The following is an 18,889-nucleotide window of genomic DNA, read 5'->3' as shown; positions in this document are numbered from 1 at the left end:
AGCCCGGACGGGTACAGCAGGATGGGCGGATGGTCGCTCTCCTGGCTCTCGGTTCCAGTCTGGTCTGGGGCACCTCGGACTTCGCGGGCGGTCTGTTCGCCAAGCGCATCGCCGCCGTCCGGGTCGTCGCCGTGGCGCAGATCGGCGGCCTGCTCACGATGTGTGTCGTGCTCGGCGTCCGGGTCGCGCAGGGCGTCGCGATCGCGGACGGGCCCTGGCACCTCTACGGGGCGTTGGCCGGCCTGACCGGCGCGGTCGGCCTGGTCTGCTTCTACGCCGCGCTGTCGATGGGCACCATGGGCGTCGTCTCGCCGATCGCCTCGATGGGTGCGGTCGTGCCGGTCGCGGCGGGGCTGGCCACCGGTGACCGGATCGGCGTGGCGGTCGGAATCGGGTTGGCACTCATGCTGTTCGGCGTGGTGCTCGCATCCGGTCCTGAGCTCGGTGGCGGCGCCGGACGGACACCGGTGCTGCTCGCGTTCGTGGCGGCCGTCGCGTTCGGGTTGTCGCTGTTCTGCATGGATCGCGCCGCCGAGGTCGACGTCATCCCCGCACTGTGGGCGATGCGGATCGCGAGCGTGTCGGCTCTGCTGCTCGCCTGGCGCTTTTGGCCGGGTGGCCCGGTGGGCGCACGGGTGCCTCGCCGTGATGTGCCGATGATCATGCTCGTCGGAGTCGGCGATCTGGCAGCCAACGCACTGTTCAGCTTCGCCGCTGCGCAGGGAATGGTGAGCGTGGTCAGTGTTCTCGGGTCGCTTTACCCGGTCGTCACGCTCATCTGGGCACGGGTGCTGCTGGACGAGCGATTACGTCCCGTCCAGGTCGCGGGGGTGGCAGCAACGCTCGGCGGCATCGCGTTGGTCGTGGGCTGAGCACCGCTGCGGTCGTGGGAGGATCGGCGGCGTGACCGTTGCATCGTCTGACCCGCGCGACAGCGCCCTCGTCCGTGCCGCTCGCGGCCAGTCCGTCGACCACACCCCGGTGTGGTTCATGCGCCAGGCCGGGCGCTCCCTGCCTGAGTACCGAAAGGTGCGCGAGGGCGTCCCGATGCTGCAGTCGTGCCGCACACCCGAACTGGTCACCGAGATCACGCTCCAGCCGGTGCGGCGGCACAAGGTGGACGCGGCGATCTTCTTCAGCGACATCGTCGTGCCGCTCGCCGCAGCCGGGATCGACCTCGACATCGTTCCGGGTACCGGCCCCGTCGTTGCGTCGCCGGTGCGTTCGCGAGCCGATGTCGACGCACTGCCGGAACTCGACCCCTCGCAGATCGACGACATCGCGACGTCCGTCGGCATGCTGACCGCCGAGCTCGGCGGCACTCCGCTGATCGGCTTCGCCGGTGCGCCGTTCACGCTTGCCAGCTACCTGGTCGAGGGCGGTCCGTCCAAGAACCACGAACACACCAAGGCGATGATGTATGGCGACCCGGAAGCGTGGAATGCGTTGTGCGCCAAGCTCGCCCGCATCTCCTCCACCTTCCTGAAGGTGCAGGTGCAAGCCGGTGCCTCCGCGATCCAGTTGTTCGACTCGTGGGTCGGTGCACTCAGCCGCGTCGACTACCTGACGTACGTGCAGCCGCATTCGGCGGCCGTGCTGTCGGCGTTGGGTGAGCTCGACGTCCCGCGCATCCACTTCGGCGTCGGCACCGGAGAGCTGCTCCCGGCGATGGGCGAGGCCGGCGCGGACGTCGTCGGCGTCGACTTCCGCATTCCGTTGGACGAGGCTGCACGACGGATCGGCCCGACCTACGCCCTACAGGGCAACCTCGACCCGGCACTGCTGTTCGCTCCCTGGGAACCGTTGCGCGACAAGGTGATCGAAATCCTGGAATCAGGCAAGGTCGCACCCGGGCACATCTTCAACCTCGGCCACGGAGTGCTGCCGAGCACCGACCCGGATGTACTCACCCGAGTCGTGGAACTGGTGCACGAACACTCGGCTCGCTGAACCGCACGCCGGCTCAATCGCCGCGTTCGGCGAGCTCCTCCGCGCTGGGCGCCGGTCGCTGACCGGGCAAGGTGACGATCGACCAGGGCAGGAAGAACTGCACCAGCGGTCCGATCAGGACGGCGTAGAGCACGGTGCCGACGCCGACGATGCCACCGAGCAGCCAACCGATCGCCAACACGGTGACTTCGAGCCCGGTGCGCACCAGGCGCAGGCTGAGGCCGGTGCGGCGGTGCAGTCCGGTCATGAGTCCGTCGCGTGGCCCCGGCCCGAGTTGGCTGCCGATGTAGAGCGCTCCGCCGAGGGCATTGATGACGAGGCCCGACACGAACATGCCTGCCTGCCAACCGATTTCGTGGGCGGTGGGTACGACGGCGAGCGAGAGATCGGTCGCCACGCCGATCCAGATGGCGTTGGCGACGGTGCCGAGGCCGGGCCATTGGCGCAGCGGTGCCCACAGCAGCAGCACCGGAATGCTCACCACGATCACCGTCACGCCCAGCGTCCAGCCGGTGTGCAGGAAGACTCCGTAGTGAAAGACGTCCCACGGGTCGAGGCCGATGCCGGCGCGCACCATCATCGCCATCGCCAGCCCGTACATCGACAACCCGACGAACAACTGCACAAGTCGCCGAGGCAGGCGGCCGGCATGCAACTGCGCGATGGGGGACAGGTTGGCCAGTTCGCGGCGAGGCGTCGGCCGGGCGATCGTGCTCATGGCTCAAGCATCCCGGAAAATTCGAGCGCGGGTTCGCACAGGCCAGGCGGGGTTCGGGGACGACCGTCACCGTGCCCGGTGGGCCGGTCGACGACGGGCAGGAGCCGCTATGGGACGAATCGGCCGATCCGGCGAACGCCGATCTGATTCAGGCCGCGCCGGCCCCGACTGCGGGATTGCACGCCGCTCGCACGGTGGGCGCAGTCGGCGAACCTGCCATTGCGTGAGTACTACCCCGAGTAGGAGGTGAGGGGTCGGTGTGACAAGCTTGGGCCGTGGTTGCAGTGGCCGTCGTCGGAGGCGGAATCGCAGGTTTGAGTGCCGCGTGGGAGTTGGTCGGCGCCGGAGCCGAAGTCACCGTGCTGGAGTCCACCGACCGGGTCGGCGGCAAGCTGCGCACCGAGAAGGTTGCCGGCACTCAGGTCGACGTCGGAGCCGAGTCGATGCTCGGTCGGCGGCCCGAAACCCGTTCTCTGGTAGCCGAACTCGGTCTCGACATAGTCGGGACGGCACAGGTCGGTGCATCCATATGGAGCCGGGGCGAGCTGTGCCCGATGCCCCGCGGCACGCTCATGGGCGTGCCCTCGAATGCACAGGGTCTCGCAGGACTGCTGGAGCCCGATGAGGTTGCCCGCGCCGCCGACGAGGTAACTGTGCGCAGTGACGGTGACATTTCGGTGGGGGACGCCGTCGAGCAGGCCTTCGGCCCGGCGGTCGTCGACCGGCTCGTCGAACCACTGCTGGGCGGGGTGTACGCAGGCGACGCGCGTTACCTCTCGCTGCGAGCGTGTGTACCGGCGCTGTACGACGTCGTCCACCGCGGTGGCTCCCTGCAGGAAGCCGCGGCGAATGCGACCCGTCATCCGGCGGCGCCGGACGATGACGACCAGCCGCCGGTGTTCGCCGGCCTACGCGGCGGGATCGGTTCTTTGCCGATGCTGCTTGCTGATGCGCTGGCGGCCGAAGGAGCCATCGTGCGCACGTCGACCACCGTCACCGGGGTCGATCGGGACGGCGAACAGTGGCGACTCGTCCTGGCCGACGGCACCACGATGCATGTCGAGGCAATCGTCTTCGCCACCCCTGCGCCGGCGGCGGCGAAGTTGCTCAACCCGCTCGCGCCGCAGGTAGCAACCGAATTGCGCGCGATCGAGTACTCCTCGATGGCTGTCGTCACCTACGCCTTCCCGGTCCAGATCGCGCCGGCCCTCGGTGAACGTTCGGGGTTCCTGGTGCCTCCGGTGGAGCAGCGCCGGATCAAGGCGTCCACCTTCAGTTCGCTGAAGTGGCCGTGGCTGGGCCAGGAGCGAACCGACCTCGTCTTCGTCCGCGTCTCGGCCGGACGCTTCCGAGAGGCACACACGCTCCAGCGGTCCGACGCGCAACTGGCTGCGGACGGCATCGCCGAACTACGCGCCGCGCTCGGCGACATTCCTGCTCCCGTCGCGGCACACGTGCAGCGATGGGGTGGCGGATTGCCGCAGTACGCCGTCGGGCACGTCGATCTGGTGGCGCGGATCCGTGACGAACTTGCCGCTCTGCCGGCGGTTTCCGTCGCCGGAGCTGCCTACGACGGCGTCGGCATCCCGGCCTGCATCGGTTCCGGCCGGACGGCAGCACGTAACGTTCTCGCTCAGTTGAACCCCACCGGAATCACGTAAAGGACGGTCATGACCGACCAGGTGCACCACCAGCCCACCGAAGAAGAAGCCGAGGCGATCAACGCCAACATCGAGTACGCGATGTACTCGGTGTTCAAGGCTGTACGACCCAAGCCCGCCAACCTCAAGAAGGCGGTGAAGGAGGCCGAGAAGTTCGTCGCCGGCCTGCAGGACAAGGGCGTCACGGTCCGCGGTCTGTACGACGTCGGGGGTCTGCGCGCCGACGCCGACCTGATGATCTGGTGGCACGGAGCGAGCGTGGAGATCCTGCAGGACGCCTACCGCGGTTTTCTGGCCACCGAACTCGGCAAGAGCTTCGACCCGGTCTGGTCGAACGTCGGACTGCACCGGGCCGCAGAGTTCAACCGTGGCCACGTGCCGGCGTTCCTGTCAGGTGAGCCGGCCCGGCAGTACGCGTGTGTGTACCCGTTCGTGCGCTCCTACGACTGGTACGTCCTGCCCGAGGAGGACCGCCGTCGCATGCTGCGCGAGCACGGCGAGGCCGCCCGCGACTACGCCGACGTGCGCGCCAACACCATTTCTTCGTTCGCGCTCGGTGACTACGAGTGGCTGCTGTGCTTCGAGGCCGACGAACTGCACCGCATCGTCGACCTCATGCGCGAACTACGCGCCGTCGACGCACGCCTGCACGTGCGTGAGGAAGTGCCCTTCTTCACCGGGCCGGCGACCAACCTCAAGGACCTCGCCGACCGGATGCGCTGAGCGTCCGGTCGGACACGAAAGGAGGCCTTCGCGATCATCGCGAAGGCCTCCCTTTCGAGAGCAGATCAGTTCTGTGGTTCGAGCGTCAGGCTGACCGAGTTGATGCAGTACCGCTGGTCGGTCGGTGTCGGGTAGCCCTCGCCCTCGAACACGTGTCCGAGGTGCGAATCGCAACTGCCGCAACGCACTTCGGTGCGCACCATGCCCATCGAGCGGTCCTCGATGAGGTTCACGTTGTCGTCCTGCGACGGGGCGTAGAACGACGGCCAACCACAGTTGCTGTGGAACTTGGTGGTGCTGCGGAACAGTTCCACACCGCACGCGCGACAGCTGTACACGCCCTCGGTCTCGGTGTCGGTGTACTCGCCCGTGAACGGTCGTTCGGTACCACCCTCGCGCAACACTGCGTACTCCGCCGGGCTGAGCTGCTCGCGCCACTCCTGGTCGGTCTTGCTCACCTTGGCCATGACGTCTCCTTCGTCTCGATTCAGCTCGTGCAACACCGTCCGGCGGCCGCTGATTCCGACGGGTGCCGATCGATCAGGATGCTGCGGTGGACCCCTTCGCCGCCTTGCTGATCTTCCGCTTACGACGGGGGGTGGGCCGCACGACCAGCACGGGGCACGGAGCCGCGTATTGGACGCGCTGGGCAGTACTGCCCATCAAGACCGCCTCGCTGAGACCGCGACTGCCGCTCGCCATGACCACGAGTTCGGCATCGCCGGCGACAGCAGCGCGGACGATCTCGGTGGACGGCGTGCCGCTGCGGATCTTCTTGCGGACGACGGTGTCCTGCCAATCCGCGAACTCCGCTGCCACCACGTCGACCGCGGCGGCGGCCGCGGCGCGGAACGACTGCTTCTCCATGGCGACCGGCGCCTTGGCACCCTGCGAGATCTCGTCGATGAACGGCAGCGAGGCGAGGGGGCGAATGACCGCGAGCACCGAGATCTCGGTGATCTTCTCCTCGTCGGCGAAGGTCTTGAAATAACGAGCCGCCCGCAGCGACTGTTTCGATCCGTCGGTCGCGATGATGACGTGCACGGTCAGGCCTCCAGGTCCTTCAGGTCGTCGCCGGATCGGTCCCGGCTTCCGGTGAGTCGCTCGATGATGAACAGCACCAACCCGATTCCCAGCAGAGCGGCGCAGTAGATCAACGAACTCGAGTCGTCCCAGATCACGTATCCGAGGATGACGAAGTTGGCGATGATGCCGACGTACAGCAACGCCCGAGGTGCTCTGAACCCGCCCGAGGTGCGGTCGTCCTTGTCCAGTTTGATCGCCGAGACGATCACCAACGCGTAGATCAACAGCGTGAACAGGACAGTGACATTGGCCAGCTTCTCCAGGTCGGCGGGGGAGACGAGGAGGCCACCGATGACCAACAGGGAGAAGATCGTCGCGATCCACGGCACCTGACGGCCGCTCACCTTGGCGAAGAATCCGGGGACGACGTCCTCGCGCGCCATGCCGTAGAGGATGCGCGACTCGGTGACGAGGCAGACCAGGCAGGTGTTGGTGATGGCGACCATCGCGATGATCGCGAACATCGTGGTCATTACCTCGAGTGAGATGGGCAGCACGTCGGTTCGGACGACCTCCATCAGCGCGGCTTCGGACTCCGACAACTTCGCGATCGGCACCGAGATCGCAGCCGTGATGGCGATCACGACGTAGAGCACGCCGGCGGTCGCCATTCCTGCGATGAGCGCCTTGGGGAAGGTGCGGACCGGGTCGCGGGTCTCCTCGGCGACATTCGCGGCGTTCTCGAAACCGGTCATCGCGAAGAAGGACAACGCCACACCGGCAAGCAGGCCGAGGGCGGGGTTGTCACCGGCGGAGAACTCGGTCAGGACGTTGAAGTTCGCATCGCCCTTGCTGACCACGATCGCACCGGTGATCAGGACGATGATCAGGCCGGCCACCTCGATGAAGGTCATGACCATGTTCGCAACGACCGATTCGGTGATGCCGATGGCGTTGATGATCGCGAGCATCACGATGAAGCCGAGCGCGACGATGAGGCTGGGTGCTTCCTTCCAGATCTCGTTGAAGTACTTCGCGAAGCCGTTGGCCAGCGAGCCTGCGGCGGCGAAGCTGGCCGAGAGCATGCAGAACGTGATGAAGAAGGTGAGGGGCTTCTTGCCGAACGCTTTGTGCACGTACAACGCTGCGCCGGCGGCCTGCGGGTACTTGGTGACCAGCTCGGCATACGCCAGGCCGGTGATGGTGGCGACCGTGACGCCGACGGCGAACGCGGTCCAGAACGCGCCACCGACGGCGGCGGCGACCAGCCCGATCAGGACGTAGATGCCGGACCCGAGCACGTCCCCGAGCACGTAGAAGTACAGCAGCTTGCCCGAGATGCTCTGGTTGAGCTCGGAATCCTCGTTCGGTGATGGTGACTCATCCAGTGTTGCGGTGTCCGACGTCATCTGCGACCCCTCGCACTTGGTCCGTGTCCGAGCGCTGGAAACGCCGGGCGTGCGGCCATCTTGTCAAGACAGCCGGACGCCTGGGTCCGATGCGAGCAGCGGGAACCTGCTGGTGGGAACTACCGGGTCACCTGCACGGGCAGACGGACGACCTGCGGGTCGTGGTCGGAATCCTGGTCGTGGAACTCGGCATTCGTGTGGACGATGTCGTAGGAGTAGCGTTTGTTGGCCATCGTGCGCACCAGGTTCCGGCTGAGCAGGATGTGGTCGAGCACCTGGCTGTTGCCCTGGAACACATAGGTGTACCGCTCGCGCGCCGGCAGCGTCCGCGGCAGATCGGTCAGTGCGCTCGAACCGGACCCCACCAGGATGTCGCTGGTGCGGCTGAACTCGAAGTCGTTGATGTCACCGAGGACGATGACGTTCGCGTTCGGGTCGGCGGCGAGCAGCTTGTCGACGAATCCACGCACCACCTGTGCCTGGCTGTGTCGCTGGGCCTCCGAACCACGCACCGGCTGCTGGAAGCGGCCGAACAGTGGGTCGTCGCCACCTTTGGATGCGAAGTGGTTGGCGATGACGAACACACTGCGGTCGTTGTAGCTGAACTGTCCGACCAGCGGCTTGCGCGAGTTGTCCCACGCGGCGTTGCCGACGTCGATGCGTCCCGGAGACTGGGTCAGTGAGGTGCCGCGGCCGGTGCCGACGACGTCCGTCGAGGTGTTCGCGGTTGCACCGGGCTTGTCGACGAACCAGACGCCTCGGTCGGTGCGGAACAGGAAGACCTGGCGGATGTTGCCTCCCGGCTGGCCACCGTCGGTCAGGTTGTTCGGATTGACCCACTTGGCCTCGTACGCCGGTCCACCGGCCGCTTTGATGGCGGCGATCAGCGTGTCGCTGGTCGCGGTCGAGTCGACCGTGCCGTCGTTGCGAGAGCCGCTGTTGTCCTGGATCTCCTCGAGCGCCAGGATGTCGGGCGACTTGAGGTTGGTGACGATCTGTCCGGCCAGCCGTGAGTACTTCTCCGCAGGGTCGGACGGCGCGAGGTTCTCGACGTTGAACGTCGCGACAGCCATCTCGTTGCCGCGCGGGGACGCGGTGACCTCACGCTGCAGGCCGTTGTCGGTCAGCATGCCGGGGTCGGTCGCGACCAGGGTGTAGTTGGCGAACGAGTAGTCCAGGACGCCCGTCGTGGTGCCGCTGAACACGTCGCCGACGTTCGCCGCACCGATCTGACCCTTGACGAGCGAGTCGTTGAGGATCAGCCGCATGGCGTTGGGGTGGGCATAGGAGCTGTACACGACGCCGCCGCGGGGTGAGTTGACCGCGTCGACGTTCTGGCCGGGAACGACCGGGGTTTCGCCGTAGCGCGTGTTCGTCGGTCCCACAGCGCGAGCGTCCTTCAGCGCCAGACGCATTCCTTCCATCGACTCGTTGAAATCGATGGCGTTCTGCGCGGGTTCGAACGGGACGCCGGGCAGTTCGATGTTGCCGGGGTCGCCGGCGAAGATCGTTTGCTGCGGAGCGACGCGGTCGACGCCGAGCACGACCGGCGCGGGCAGCGCAGCGGTGCCCGTGACGGTGACCGTCGGACCGTCGATTTCGGTGGTGGTCAGGTTGGTGGTGCCGCCCGAGCCGCCGGGGCGGTACTCGGCGACGGTACCGACAACAGAAACCTTGTCGCCCGCCTTCACCGTCGGTGCCGTCCGGGTGAAGACGTAGATGCCTTCGCTGGTCGAGTCGTCGCCGTCCGGAGTGAGCGACTGGATCCAGAAGCCGGAACTCTTGACCGCGGTGACGACGCCCTCGACGTCCTTGACCTTCGTGCCGGCCAGGGGGGAGGTGTGTGAACTGCCCTGGATCTGCGCGACCGTTGCGACAGTGCCGTCGTCGGGCGGCGTCGGGCTGCAGTCCTGTTGTCCGGCAGCCGAATTGCGAGGACTCGGGGAGCCCACGGCGAAGTCGACCGAATTGTTGTCGGTGTCGGTGCACGTGGAGGTGCGTGCGACGGACGTCGGGTTGGAGGTGGCGGCAGCCGGGCTGCCCTCTGCGGTCGACGCGCTGCCCCATCCGAGCAGGTCGACGACCTTGCCGGACGGGTCGACGATCGCGACCCGTCCACCCGATGCGCTCATCGGAATGGTGCCGACGACGTCCGGCGTGGGCAGGGGAGTGGCCGACGTGTTCGCTCCGGATGCTTCCTTGACCAGGAAGCTCGTGGCCGGCGCGACCGTGCCGCTCAGCGGGGTGCGCTGGGCGGTGGTGCCGTTCGCCGACCAATACTGGACGCTCCAGCCATTCAGGTCGACCGGGGTACCGCTGAGGTTGTACAGCTCGACGAAGTCGCTGTTGTGGACGGCGCCGGAGTTGCCGCCACCGCCGTACACCTCCGAGATGACGACGGACGAGGAGACGGCTTGAGCAGAGGGCGCAAGTGACACCGCGCCTGCGGCGGCGAGGGTGGCGGCAGAGCCTGCCACGGCGAGGCGGAACAACGAACGAGAAGGCATCGGGGCACTCCGGGGGAATCTGACTGGGTCTTGGGACGGGGCAGTTCCGACGCTAGGTCGTCCCGACGTCCTTCCCCTCCGGTTTCGGTGAATGTCCGGCAACGGTTCGGTCATGAGATGGCAAAGTCGCCGGGCCCAACTGTGCGAACCGCGGATCGGAACACCCGGGCTGCCGGCGTGCCAGGCCCCTAGGGTGCATACATGGCAGCTGCGAAGCCGGTGATGCTCGAGGTCGACGGACCGGCCGGCGTCCGGACGGTGAAGATCTCCAGTCCGGACCGACTGATCTATCCCCAGGACGGGATCACCAAGCTCGATCTGGCCCAGTATCTGGTCGCCGTCGGCGAGGTGTTCATCCACGCCAACGGCAACAGGCCCGTCGCGCTGGAACGGTTTCCGGAGGGCATCGAGGGGGAGCAGTTCTTCTCCAAGAACCCACCCCGCGGAGTGCCCGAGTACATGCGCTCGGTCATGTGTACCTACCCCTCCGGACGCAAGCACCCGCAGTTGGTGCTCGACGAGCCGGCTGCCGCGGTGTGGTGTGCACAGATGAACACCGTCACCTTCCATCCGTGGCCGGTCTGCGCCGATGACAACGACAACCCGGACGAACTGCGCATCGACCTCGACCCGCAACCCGGGCGCGGTTTCAAGGATGCTGTCGAAGCAGCCTTCCCATTGCGCGACCTGCTCACCGAACTCGGCTTCCAACCGCGAGTGAAGACCTCCGGCAACCGGGGAGTCCACGTGTACGCCTCGATCGAACCGACGCACGAGTTCCTCGACGTCCGCCACGGCGTCATCGGTATCGCTCGCGAACTCGAGCGCCGCCTGCCCGATCTGGTGACCACGGCGTGGTGGAAGGAAGAACGAGGCGAGCGAGTCTTCGTCGACTTCAACCAGGCGTGCCGGGATCGCACGATCGCCGGCGCGTACTCGCCACGTCCTTTGCCCGGTGCTCCTGTCTCCATGCCGCTCACCTGGGAACGGCTGGCGGACGCCGACCCGCGCGAGTTCACCGTGCGCACCGCTCCCGGCATCGTCGAATCCGAAGGTGATGCGTGGGCCGATCGCGGCGAGCCCGGCGATATCGCTGCCGCGATCGCGTTGTGGGACAGAGACGTTCAGGAACGTGGGCTCGGCGAACTGAACTTTCCTCCCGATTATCCGAAGATGCCCGGCGAGCCGCGCCGCGTCCAACCGAGCAAGAAACGCAACGACCTGCCGGATCCCGAATTTCGATGAAGGGGTATCGATTCGGCCGGGTTTACGTTCACCGGAACCAGGTCTCGATCGCGCTCGGTCGGTGACCCTGCCTCACCACTCGACCGGCGGGTTGTGTCGGGCCTGCCCGAGCAGCCCATGGGGAGTTCTCCCCATGGTCACCCCGGCTGCCGATCGACAAGATGTTCGTGGGGGCAAGAGATCGGCGCCGGATCCTCGGGGGAGGTCCGGCGCCGATCTTCGTCCGGTGATGATCAGCGGCTGAGTACCGCGCCGAGGTCGTATGCCGGGGCACGCTCCACCTGGTCCAGCATGCACGATTCGGGGTCGCGATCGGGCCGCCAGCGCAGGAACGTCACGCCGTGCCGGAAACGAGAGCCCTCGAGTTGATCGAACTTCACCTCGACCACGCGCTCCGGACGAAGGCGTACGAACGACACGTCCTTGTTGCTGCTGAACCGCGACCGGTCGGTCTCGCCACGAACCGTCTCTCCCTCGTCGTCGGTGACCACGAGGTCGGAGAGTTCGTCGATCAGCTCCACCCGTCGCTTCGCGGTGAATGCAAGAATGCCGCCGACGTTGCGCAGGTTGCCGTCGTCGTCGTACAGCCCGAGCAGGAGCGAGCCGACTCCATTGCCGCTCTTGTGAATTCGATAACCGAGCAGCACCGCCTCACACGTGCGGCTGTGCTTGATCTTCAGCATCGTGCGCTTGCCCGGCTGGTACGGGCTGGTGACATCCTTGGCGATCACGCCGTCCAGACCGGCTCCCTCGAACTGTTCGAACCACTGCTGCGCGACCTGTGGATCCTCGGTCACGCGGGTCAGGTGGAAGGGGCCGTCGATGGGCAGACCGTCGAGTGCCTCCGCCAGCGCGGAGCGGCGTTCGGCGAACGGTTGTTCCATCAACGAGTCGCCGCCGGTCCACAGGCAGTCGAAGAAGATCACCTCGGCGGGTGTCTCCACCGACAGCTTGGTCACCCTCGAGGCGGCCGGGTGGATGCGCTGTCCGAGCGCTTCGAACGACAGGCGCTGCGCACCCGGTGCGCCGGAGCGAACGACGATCTCGCCGTCCAGGACACACTGCTGCGGCAGCAGCCGACGAGCCGCTTCGATCAGTTCGGGGAAGTAACGGGTGAGCGGTTTGGAGCCACGCGACTCCAATTCGACCTCGTCCCCGTCCTTCACCAGAACACACCGGAAGCCGTCCCACTTGGGTTCGTACAAGTACCGCTTGGTGTCGTCGGGCGTGGGCACCGCGGGAGTGGCCTTGGCCAGCATCGGCGTGATCGGGGTCTCGAACGGCACGGTCATGCCCGCCATTGTGCTGCCCGGATGTCACGATGGACAGGTGCAGCCTCGCCACATCGTTCGTGCCGCCTCCATGCTCGGCGCCGGAGCCCTCATGGGGGCCGGAGCCGTAACGTCGGCTGCCGCCGTCTTCGCCCGCAAGGTGCTCACACCCGAGCCGCCGGCCGACAAGAGCGTGATCAGGACGTTCAACGACCTCACGATCACCCTCGGCGTCAACGACGAGACGGTTGCGCCCGGCCGATACGGACTCTTCGTCGGTGGGTACGACACCCACGCCCGCATCGGGGACGTGCTCGCCGTGGAGGGCGAGGAGGTCACCCGTGAACTGCTCGGCGTCGACTTCGGTGAGCTCGATGCCGGACCGGCCCGGGTCAACGGCAGCTACTTCGTCGGACCGCCGGCGGACTCCCTCGGTATCGATCTGCGCGAGGTGGTCTATCGCAGCCCGGTGGGGGAGATGCCGGCCTGGCGGATGGACGTGCCCGACTCCACCCGGTGGGCCGTCCTGGTGCACGGGCGCGGCGCGCTGCGCTCGGAGTGTCTGCGAGCGCTGCCGACCCTGCAACGTTGCGGCATCAACGCATTGATCATCAGCTATCGCAACGATCCAGGGGTCCCGTCCGGAGCCGACGGTCTGTACAACCTCGGCCTCACCGAGTGGCAGGACGTCGAAGCGGCCATGCGCTACGTCCTGGACGCGGGTGCCGCCGACATCCAGTTGTTCGGGTGGTCGATGGGTGGCGCCACCGTACTGCAGACCGTCGATCGATCGCCGCTGGCCGAGCATGTCAGCCGGATCGTGCTGGACGCCCCGGTGATCAATTGGCGGCACGTGCTGGCCTTCCACGCGGGGCTCAACAAGCTGCCCGGTGTCGTCAGTCGGATCGGGCTCGACCTGATGCGAGGACCGTTGCACCGCAACCTGATCGGGTTGGCCGAGCCACTCGACGTCACTCGGGCCGACTGGGTCACCCGAGCGGAGGAACTGACGAAGCCGACGCTGCTGATCCACTCGGTCGACGACGACTTCGTGCCCTTCGAACCATCGCAGGACCTGGCCGACGCACGACCCGATCTGGTGCGTCTGGAGACCTTCGAGGTGGCACGGCATTGCCGGGAGTGGAATGTCGACAGTGAGCGCTGGGAGAAGGTCGTGCGTAACTTCTGTGCGCCGGCCTCAGCGCACTGACCAACGAGCCAGCAGCGTCGACTCGGATTCGATCAGTCCGACCAGCCTCGCGCGCAGGTCGAGCGGTGCTCCGTCGACCATCCGGTGGGCCGAGCCGCCCACCAACAACGGCGAGGTGGTCAGGCAGATCTCGTCGATCAGGTCGTCCCCGAGGGCGAGGCCCGCAATCGTCGGGCCGCCTTCGAGCAGCACGCGGTCGTAGCCGCGTCGGCGCAGACGGTGCAGAGCCGTTCGCACTCCGTCCGGGCCGCTGCTGTCGACCGCGAAGACGTCATCACGACCCATCGTGTCCATCCCCGGCGGCAGTTCCGCTTCGGTGCTCAGCACGGCCATCGCGGGGTGTTCCGGGCGCCCTGCACGCAGCGATCGCCACCGCTCGTCGGTGATTGGTGCGTCGTACTGCTCGGCGCGTGCAGTGCCTGCGCCGACCGCGACGACATCGGCCCACGCCCGCAGCATGTGGAAGACGAGCCCGTCGACGTCATTGTTGATCGACCCCGACCGATGATCCCCGCCGACAACCGAACCGTCCACTGTCGCAACGAAGTTCAGCCGCACGAACCAGCCGCGATCGACGCCGCATTCGTAGGCGTCCGGCAGATCACCGGGCGTGATTGCTGCGTGGTCGGGGAGCAGTTTCCTCATGTCGGTCATCCAATCGTGAGACCATCCCGTATGGCCAAGAAGAAGACGAAGAAGTCCGGCAAGAAGTCGGACGAGCAGCTCAAGAAGTCCGGCGATCTCGCAGCCAAGATCACCGAGAAGCTCTGCGTCGCACCAGGATTCGAGCTCAGCTCCCTGGATGCCTCGTCCACTCCCGGCTACAAGGGTGACAAGGCGGAAGCGGAGGAACTGCTCGCGGCGAGCGTCGCCGAGCTCGGCGAACTGCAGGAGCGCCTCTACGCCAACGGCCGTGACGGCGACGGCACGTCCGTCCTGTTGGTGATCCAGGGCATGGACACCTCGGGCAAGGGCGGGATCATGCGTCACGTCGTGGGAAGCGTTGACCCGCAGGGAGTTTCGCTAACCTCTTTCAAGGCGCCGAACGCCGAGGAGCGCAAGCACCCGTTCCTGTGGCGGATCCGCAAGGCGTTGCCGAAACCTGGGATGATCGGTGTCTTCGACCGGTCGCACTACGAGGACGTGCTTATCGCACGGGTGCGCAATCTCGTTCCGGCCACTACCTGGCAGCGGCGGTACTCGCAGATCAACACCTTCGAGAAGTCGGTGACCGACAACGGCACCCGGATCATCAAGGTGATGTTGCACATCGACGCCGACGAGCAGAAGGCGCGCCTGATGGAGCGGCTCGATCGCAGCGACAAGTGGTGGAAGTTCAACCCGGGCGACATCGATGAGCGCGAGCTCTGGGACGCCTACCAGGAGGCCTACCAGGCCGCGTTGGACAAGACCTCCACCGACAGCGCTGCCTGGTACGTGGTGCCCGCGAACCGCAAGTGGTACGCGCGGTTGGCTGTCCAGCAGATCCTGCTGCAGCACCTGCGTGAACTCGACCAGCCCTGGCCGGACGCCGACTTCGACGTCGAGGAACAGAAGGCGCGTCTCGAAGCGTCCTGAAGCCGAACTCCGCAGTGAAGGGCTCCCCGAGCGATCGGGGAGCCCTTCACGGGTTGTCAGGTCCGGTTCACTGCTCCTCGTCCGGGGTGCAGCTGAGCACCACGATGGACCGGCCGGCCAGGGTGAGTTCGTACCCACCGGTGGCCACGCGCTCCTCGGTCTCATCGATGGCTTCGTCGGCGGTGTCGAGCACGACGCTCCACTCCGCGTCCTCGACCACGGTCGGGACGGTGAACGTCGTCTCCTGGTCGCCGGCGTTGAACAGCAGCAGGAAGTGGTCGTCGATGACCCGTCGCCCCTGGGGGTCCGGCGCCTGGATCGCTGCACCGTTGAGGAACACCGCGACCTCACGTGCCAGGCCGTTGCGCCAGTCGATCTGGGTCATGTGGTTGCCGTCGGGCGTGAACCAGCCGATGTCGCCGAGGGTGCTCTCACCGCCGTGTCCGGCGTCGCCGGAGAAGAACCGGCGCCGGCGGAAGGTCGGGTGCTCGCGACGTAGCGAGATGACCTTGCTCGCGAAGTCCAGCAGCGACTGCTCGTCCTCGTCGAGGTCCCAGTCGAACCACGCCAGTTCGTTGTCCTGGCAGTACACGTTGTTGTTGCCGAGCTGCGTACGGCCGAGTTCGTCGCCGTGAGCGAGCATCGGCACACCCTGGCTCAGCAGCAGCGTGGTGAGGAAGTTGCGCTGCTGACGCGCCCGCAGCGAGCGGACCTGCGGGTCGTCGGTCTCGCCCTCGACGCCGCAGTTCCAGGACCGGTTGTGCGCCTCGCCGTCGTTGCCGCCCTCGCCGTTGGCCTCGTTGTGCTTCTCGTTGTAGCTGACCAGGTCACGCAACGTGAAGCCGTCGTGGGCGGTGATGAAGTTGATCGACGCGATCGGACGGCGTCCCGAGTGTGCGTACAGGTCGCTGGATCCGGTGATGCGAGAAGCGAATTCGGCCAGTGTCGATGGCTCACCGCGCCAGAAGTCACGGACGGTGTCGCGGTACTTGCCGTTCCACTCGGTCCACAGCGGCGGGAAGTTGCCGACCTGATAGCCACCGTCGCCCAGGTCCCAGGGCTCTGCGATCAGCTTCACCTGACTGATGATCGGGTCCTGCTGGATGATGTCGAAGAACGCCGACAGGCGGTCGACCTCGTGGAACTGTCGCGCCAGCGTGGCGGCGAGGTCGAACCGGAAACCGTCGACATGCATCTCGGTGACCCAGTACCGCAGCGAGTCCATGATCAGCTGCAGCACGTGCGGGCTGCGCATCAGCAGGCTGTTGCCGGTGCCGGTGGTGTCGTAGTAGTGCGCCGGGTCGCTGTCGACCAGCCGGTAGTAGTGGGCGTTGTCCAGGCCGCGGAACGCCAGCGTCGGACCGAGCTGGTTGCCCTCGGCGGTGTGGTTGTAGACGACGTCGAGGATGACCTCGATGTCGGCAGCGTGCAGCGCCTTCACCATCGCCTTGAACTCCGTGACCTGCTGACCTTCGCTCCCGCCGGCGCTGTACGCGTTGTGCGGCGCGAGGAAACCGATGGTGTTGTAGCCCCAGTAGTTCGACAGGCCCTTGTCGACCAGGGTCGAGTCCTGGACGAACTGGTGCACCGGCAGGAGTTCGACCGCCGTCACGCCGAGTTGCTGCAGGTGGTCGATGATCGCCGGGTGCGCGACGGCGGCGTAGGTGCCGCGGATCTCCTCGGGCACGTCCGGGTGGGTCATCGTCAGGCCCTTGACGTGCATCTCGTAGATGACGCTGTCGTGGTACTCGTGCCTGGGCGGACGGTCGTGGCCCCAGTCGAAGAAGGGGTTCACCACCACCGAGAGCATCGTGTGGTCGAGCGAGTCGTCGTCGTTGAATGCGTCCGGGTCGTCGAAACGGTAGGAGAAGAGCGACTCGTCGCCGTCGATCTGCCCGTCGATCGCCTTCGCGTACGGGTCGAGCAGCAGTTTCGAGGGATTGCAGCGGTGGCCGAGCTCTGGGTCGTAGGGGCCGTGCACCCGGAAGCCGTACCGCTGACCGGGCTGCACCCCGGGCAGGTAGGCGTGCCAGACGTGTCCGTCGACCTCGGTCAGATCGATGCGCTTCTCGTCCCAGGTCTGTTCGCCGTCCTCACCCGGCTCTTCACCGGGGGTGAGCAGGCACAGTTCCACCCTTTCGGCGACGGAGGAGAAGATCGCGAAGTTGACGCCAGAACCGTCGAAGGTGGCGCCGAGCGGATAGGGCTGTCCCGGCCAGATGTCCATGGCACGCCATTGTGGTGCACGGCGGGAGCCGTTCTGACCATTACCGTGGGTGACATGTGCTTCACGGGGTCGGCGTCCGGGGCGTGCGGGTGAGTCCGCGCAGCCGCGCAAGACGCGCACTCGGGCGGATCCCAGGGGCACTCGCGCTGGCACGTCTGATCCGCGAAACCGTGCGTTTGTGCATGCAATACCGGGTGACCGGCCTGGCGGCGGAAGCCGGTTTCTTCGCCCTCCTGTCGTTCCCGCCGCTGGTGTTCGGATTGCTCGGCGGGGTCGGTTATCTCGGTGGGTGGATCGGTGAGAACGCTGTGACTCGTGTCACCGAGGCGATCGAGGCCTACTCGTCCCAGTTCCTCACCGAGAACTCGTTGCGTGATGTCCTGATGCCCACGATCTCCGACGCGCTGCGCGGCGGAAGACCCGACGTCATCTCCGCCGGTTTCCTGTTGTCGCTCTGGTCGGGATCACGTGCACTCAACGTGCTGCTCGACACCGTCTCGATCATGTACGGGCAGGGCGGCAAACGAGGCATTGTCCGCACCCGGTTGATGAGCCTGAGCCTGTACTTCGTCACGCTTGCCTTCGGAGCCGTCGTCGTGCCGTTGATCGTCATCGGTCCGCAGTTGCTCAGTGAATGGTTGCCGGCGCGGCTGCAGGTGCTGATGATCTTTTACTGGCCCCTTGTGGGGGGCCTTACGATCCTTGGTTTCGCGACGCTCTTCTATCTCGCCACGCCCATCAAGACGCCGTGGGTACGCGACCTCCCGGGGGCCGTCCTCACCCTGATGATCTGGGTGCTGTCGGCCATGGCGCTGCGCTTCCTGCTCGGTGCGTCGGTCGGTAGCACCAGCATCTACGGGCCGCTCGCGGCGGCGATCGTGGTGCTGATCTTCCTGTACTTCCTCGGCATCGCGGTGCTCATCGGGGCAGCGCTGAACGCCGCCACGATGAAGCTCTGGCCGGTCGAAGAGTTCTCGCCGGCTCATCACCGGGCCCGCGAACTGCTCAGCGACGGTGTGTCACGAACCCGTGCCCGCGTCAATGACGTCCGCACGGGACCGATCCCGCTGGCCCGCAACGGATCCGCCGGCAAGAAGGTCAACCCAGCACCCGCCGCGCGGTCACAAGATCCGGACGACGAAGAGTTCCCGACTAATCGGAAGGCGAGCACCGATGGCGACGGCGACACACCCGCACCCCGGCTGGATTCGGCGGCGTCCATCGGTTAGCCTCATGCACCGCACCTGAAAGCGTTTCGACAAGCGCACCTTCAGGCGCACGCGGACATAGCTCAGTTGGTAGAGCGCAACCTTGCCAAGGTTGAGGTCGCCGGTTCGAGCCCGGTTGTCCGCTCTGGTCTCGCC

At 66.5% G+C, this 18,889-nt stretch carries 16 protein-coding genes and 1 tRNA gene; 9 read left to right on the top strand and 8 right to left on the bottom strand.

The window, feature by feature from the left end; translation table 11 throughout:
- Positions 1-29: 29 nt before the first annotated feature.
- Positions 30-872, top strand: a complete 843-nt coding sequence (locus EU513_RS00875) for a DMT family transporter (protein ID WP_129623965.1) — start codon at positions 30-32, stop codon at positions 870-872.
- Positions 873-894: 22 nt separating this feature from the next.
- Entirely contained in the window at positions 895-1,950 is a 1,056-nt protein-coding gene (gene hemE, locus EU513_RS00870; RefSeq protein ID WP_129624139.1) for a uroporphyrinogen decarboxylase, read from the top strand.
- Positions 1,951-1,963: 13 nt separating this feature from the next.
- Here the strand turns inward: hemE and EU513_RS00865 are convergent, their stop codons facing one another.
- Positions 1,964-2,668: a YitT family protein gene (locus tag EU513_RS00865; protein ID WP_129623964.1), complete on the bottom strand. Its 705-nt coding sequence runs from the start codon at positions 2,666-2,668 to the stop codon at positions 1,964-1,966.
- 275 nt (positions 2,669-2,943) lie between these two features.
- Here EU513_RS00865 and hemG point away from each other — a divergent pair, with 275 nt between their 5' ends.
- Complete coding sequence (hemG, locus tag EU513_RS00860) at positions 2,944-4,329, top strand: protoporphyrinogen oxidase (protein ID WP_129623963.1); 1,386 nt, start codon at positions 2,944-2,946, stop codon at positions 4,327-4,329.
- Between the two features lie 9 nt (positions 4,330-4,338).
- A complete protein-coding gene (hemQ, locus tag EU513_RS00855) occupies positions 4,339-5,052 on the top strand; it encodes a hydrogen peroxide-dependent heme synthase (RefSeq protein WP_129623962.1) in 714 nt (237 codons plus the stop codon).
- A 65-nt stretch (positions 5,053-5,117) separates the two neighbouring features.
- Here hemQ and msrB read toward each other — a convergent pair whose 3' ends face one another.
- The 4 genes from msrB to EU513_RS00835 all read right to left on the bottom strand — a co-directional run bounded on the left by msrB (position 5,118) and on the right by EU513_RS00835 (position 9,994).
- On the bottom strand, positions 5,118-5,519 hold the full coding sequence (gene msrB, locus EU513_RS00850) for a peptide-methionine (R)-S-oxide reductase MsrB (protein WP_129623961.1): 402 nt from the start codon (positions 5,517-5,519) through the stop codon (positions 5,118-5,120).
- A 73-nt stretch (positions 5,520-5,592) separates the two neighbouring features.
- A complete protein-coding gene (locus EU513_RS00845; protein WP_129623960.1) occupies positions 5,593-6,096 on the bottom strand; it encodes a universal stress protein in 504 nt (167 codons plus the stop codon).
- 2 nt (positions 6,097-6,098) lie between these two features.
- On the bottom strand, positions 6,099-7,487 hold the full coding sequence (locus tag EU513_RS00840) for an APC family permease (RefSeq protein WP_129623959.1): 1,389 nt from the start codon (positions 7,485-7,487) through the stop codon (positions 6,099-6,101).
- 119 nt (positions 7,488-7,606) lie between these two features.
- The gene (locus EU513_RS00835; protein ID WP_129623958.1) at positions 7,607-9,994 is read right to left on the bottom strand and encodes a lamin tail domain-containing protein; all 2,388 of its coding nucleotides are present in this window, start codon (positions 9,992-9,994) and stop codon (positions 7,607-7,609) included.
- 201 nt (positions 9,995-10,195) lie between these two features.
- Between EU513_RS00835 and ligD the strand changes: the two genes are divergently transcribed.
- The gene (gene ligD / locus EU513_RS00830) at positions 10,196-11,239 is read left to right on the top strand and encodes a non-homologous end-joining DNA ligase (RefSeq protein ID WP_205744619.1); all 1,044 of its coding nucleotides are present in this window, start codon (positions 10,196-10,198) and stop codon (positions 11,237-11,239) included.
- Positions 11,240-11,472: 233 nt separating this feature from the next.
- Here the strand turns inward: ligD and EU513_RS00825 are convergent, their stop codons facing one another.
- Positions 11,473-12,531, bottom strand: a complete 1,059-nt coding sequence (locus tag EU513_RS00825; RefSeq protein ID WP_129623957.1) for an ATP-dependent DNA ligase — start codon at positions 12,529-12,531, stop codon at positions 11,473-11,475.
- A gap of 37 nt (positions 12,532-12,568) precedes the next feature.
- Between EU513_RS00825 and EU513_RS00820 the strand changes: the two genes are divergently transcribed.
- Positions 12,569-13,720, top strand: coding sequence for a S9 family peptidase (locus EU513_RS00820; RefSeq protein ID WP_240795860.1), 1,152 nt, complete (start codon positions 12,569-12,571; stop codon positions 13,718-13,720).
- Here EU513_RS00820 and EU513_RS00815 read toward each other — a convergent pair.
- On the bottom strand, positions 13,709-14,365 hold the full coding sequence (locus EU513_RS00815) for a dihydrofolate reductase family protein (RefSeq protein ID WP_168990084.1): 657 nt from the start codon (positions 14,363-14,365) through the stop codon (positions 13,709-13,711). The genes EU513_RS00820 and EU513_RS00815 overlap by 12 nt on opposite strands.
- Before the next feature lie 30 nt (positions 14,366-14,395).
- Here EU513_RS00815 and EU513_RS00810 point away from each other — a divergent pair, with 30 nt between their 5' ends.
- Positions 14,396-15,298, top strand: a complete 903-nt coding sequence (locus EU513_RS00810; protein ID WP_129623955.1) for a polyphosphate kinase 2 family protein — start codon at positions 14,396-14,398, stop codon at positions 15,296-15,298.
- A 67-nt stretch (positions 15,299-15,365) separates the two neighbouring features.
- Here the strand turns inward: EU513_RS00810 and glgX are convergent, their stop codons facing one another.
- The gene (gene glgX / locus EU513_RS00805) at positions 15,366-17,525 is read right to left on the bottom strand and encodes a glycogen debranching protein GlgX (RefSeq protein ID WP_129623954.1); all 2,160 of its coding nucleotides are present in this window, start codon (positions 17,523-17,525) and stop codon (positions 15,366-15,368) included.
- 182 nt (positions 17,526-17,707) lie between these two features.
- On the opposite strand from glgX, the gene EU513_RS00800 reads away from it, so the two are divergent.
- Both EU513_RS00800 and EU513_RS00795 read left to right on the top strand, forming a co-directional pair.
- On the top strand, positions 17,708-18,754 hold the full coding sequence (locus EU513_RS00800; RefSeq protein WP_129623953.1) for a YihY/virulence factor BrkB family protein: 1,047 nt from the start codon (positions 17,708-17,710) through the stop codon (positions 18,752-18,754).
- A 51-nt stretch (positions 18,755-18,805) separates the two neighbouring features.
- Positions 18,806-18,878 (top strand) — tRNA-Gly (locus EU513_RS00795).
- Positions 18,879-18,889: the final 11 nt, after the last annotated feature.

Source organism: Yimella sp. RIT 621 (genome assembly GCF_004146205.1).
GTDB classification, from domain to species: domain Bacteria; phylum Actinomycetota; class Actinomycetes; order Actinomycetales; family Dermatophilaceae; genus Yimella; species Yimella lutea.
This window is presented reverse-complemented; position numbering and strand designations above follow the sequence as displayed.

Excerpts from the sequence above, each read along its gene's own strand:
- EU513_RS00875 (WP_129623965.1), top strand. The coding sequence starts at position 30 with ATGGTCGCTCTCCTGGCTCTCGGTTCCAGTCTGGTCTGGGGCACCTCG.
- EU513_RS00865 (WP_129623964.1), bottom strand. The coding sequence starts at position 2,668 with ATGAGCACGATCGCCCGGCCGACGCCTCGCCGCGAACTGGCCAACCTG.
- hemQ (WP_129623962.1), top strand. The coding sequence starts at position 4,339 with ATGACCGACCAGGTGCACCACCAGCCCACCGAAGAAGAAGCCGAGGCG.
- msrB (WP_129623961.1), bottom strand. The coding sequence starts at position 5,519 with ATGGCCAAGGTGAGCAAGACCGACCAGGAGTGGCGCGAGCAGCTCAGC.
- EU513_RS00840 (WP_129623959.1), bottom strand. The coding sequence starts at position 7,487 with ATGACGTCGGACACCGCAACACTGGATGAGTCACCATCACCGAACGAG.
- EU513_RS00835 (WP_129623958.1), bottom strand. The coding sequence starts at position 9,994 with ATGCCTTCTCGTTCGTTGTTCCGCCTCGCCGTGGCAGGCTCTGCCGCC.
- ligD (WP_205744619.1), top strand. The coding sequence starts at position 10,196 with ATGGCAGCTGCGAAGCCGGTGATGCTCGAGGTCGACGGACCGGCCGGC.
- EU513_RS00825 (WP_129623957.1), bottom strand. The coding sequence starts at position 12,531 with ATGACCGTGCCGTTCGAGACCCCGATCACGCCGATGCTGGCCAAGGCC.
- EU513_RS00815 (WP_168990084.1), bottom strand. The coding sequence starts at position 14,365 with ATGAGGAAACTGCTCCCCGACCACGCAGCAATCACGCCCGGTGATCTG.
- EU513_RS00810 (WP_129623955.1), top strand. The coding sequence starts at position 14,396 with ATGGCCAAGAAGAAGACGAAGAAGTCCGGCAAGAAGTCGGACGAGCAG.
- glgX (WP_129623954.1), bottom strand. The coding sequence starts at position 17,525 with ATGGACATCTGGCCGGGACAGCCCTATCCGCTCGGCGCCACCTTCGAC.
- EU513_RS00800 (WP_129623953.1), top strand. The coding sequence starts at position 17,708 with ATGCAATACCGGGTGACCGGCCTGGCGGCGGAAGCCGGTTTCTTCGCC.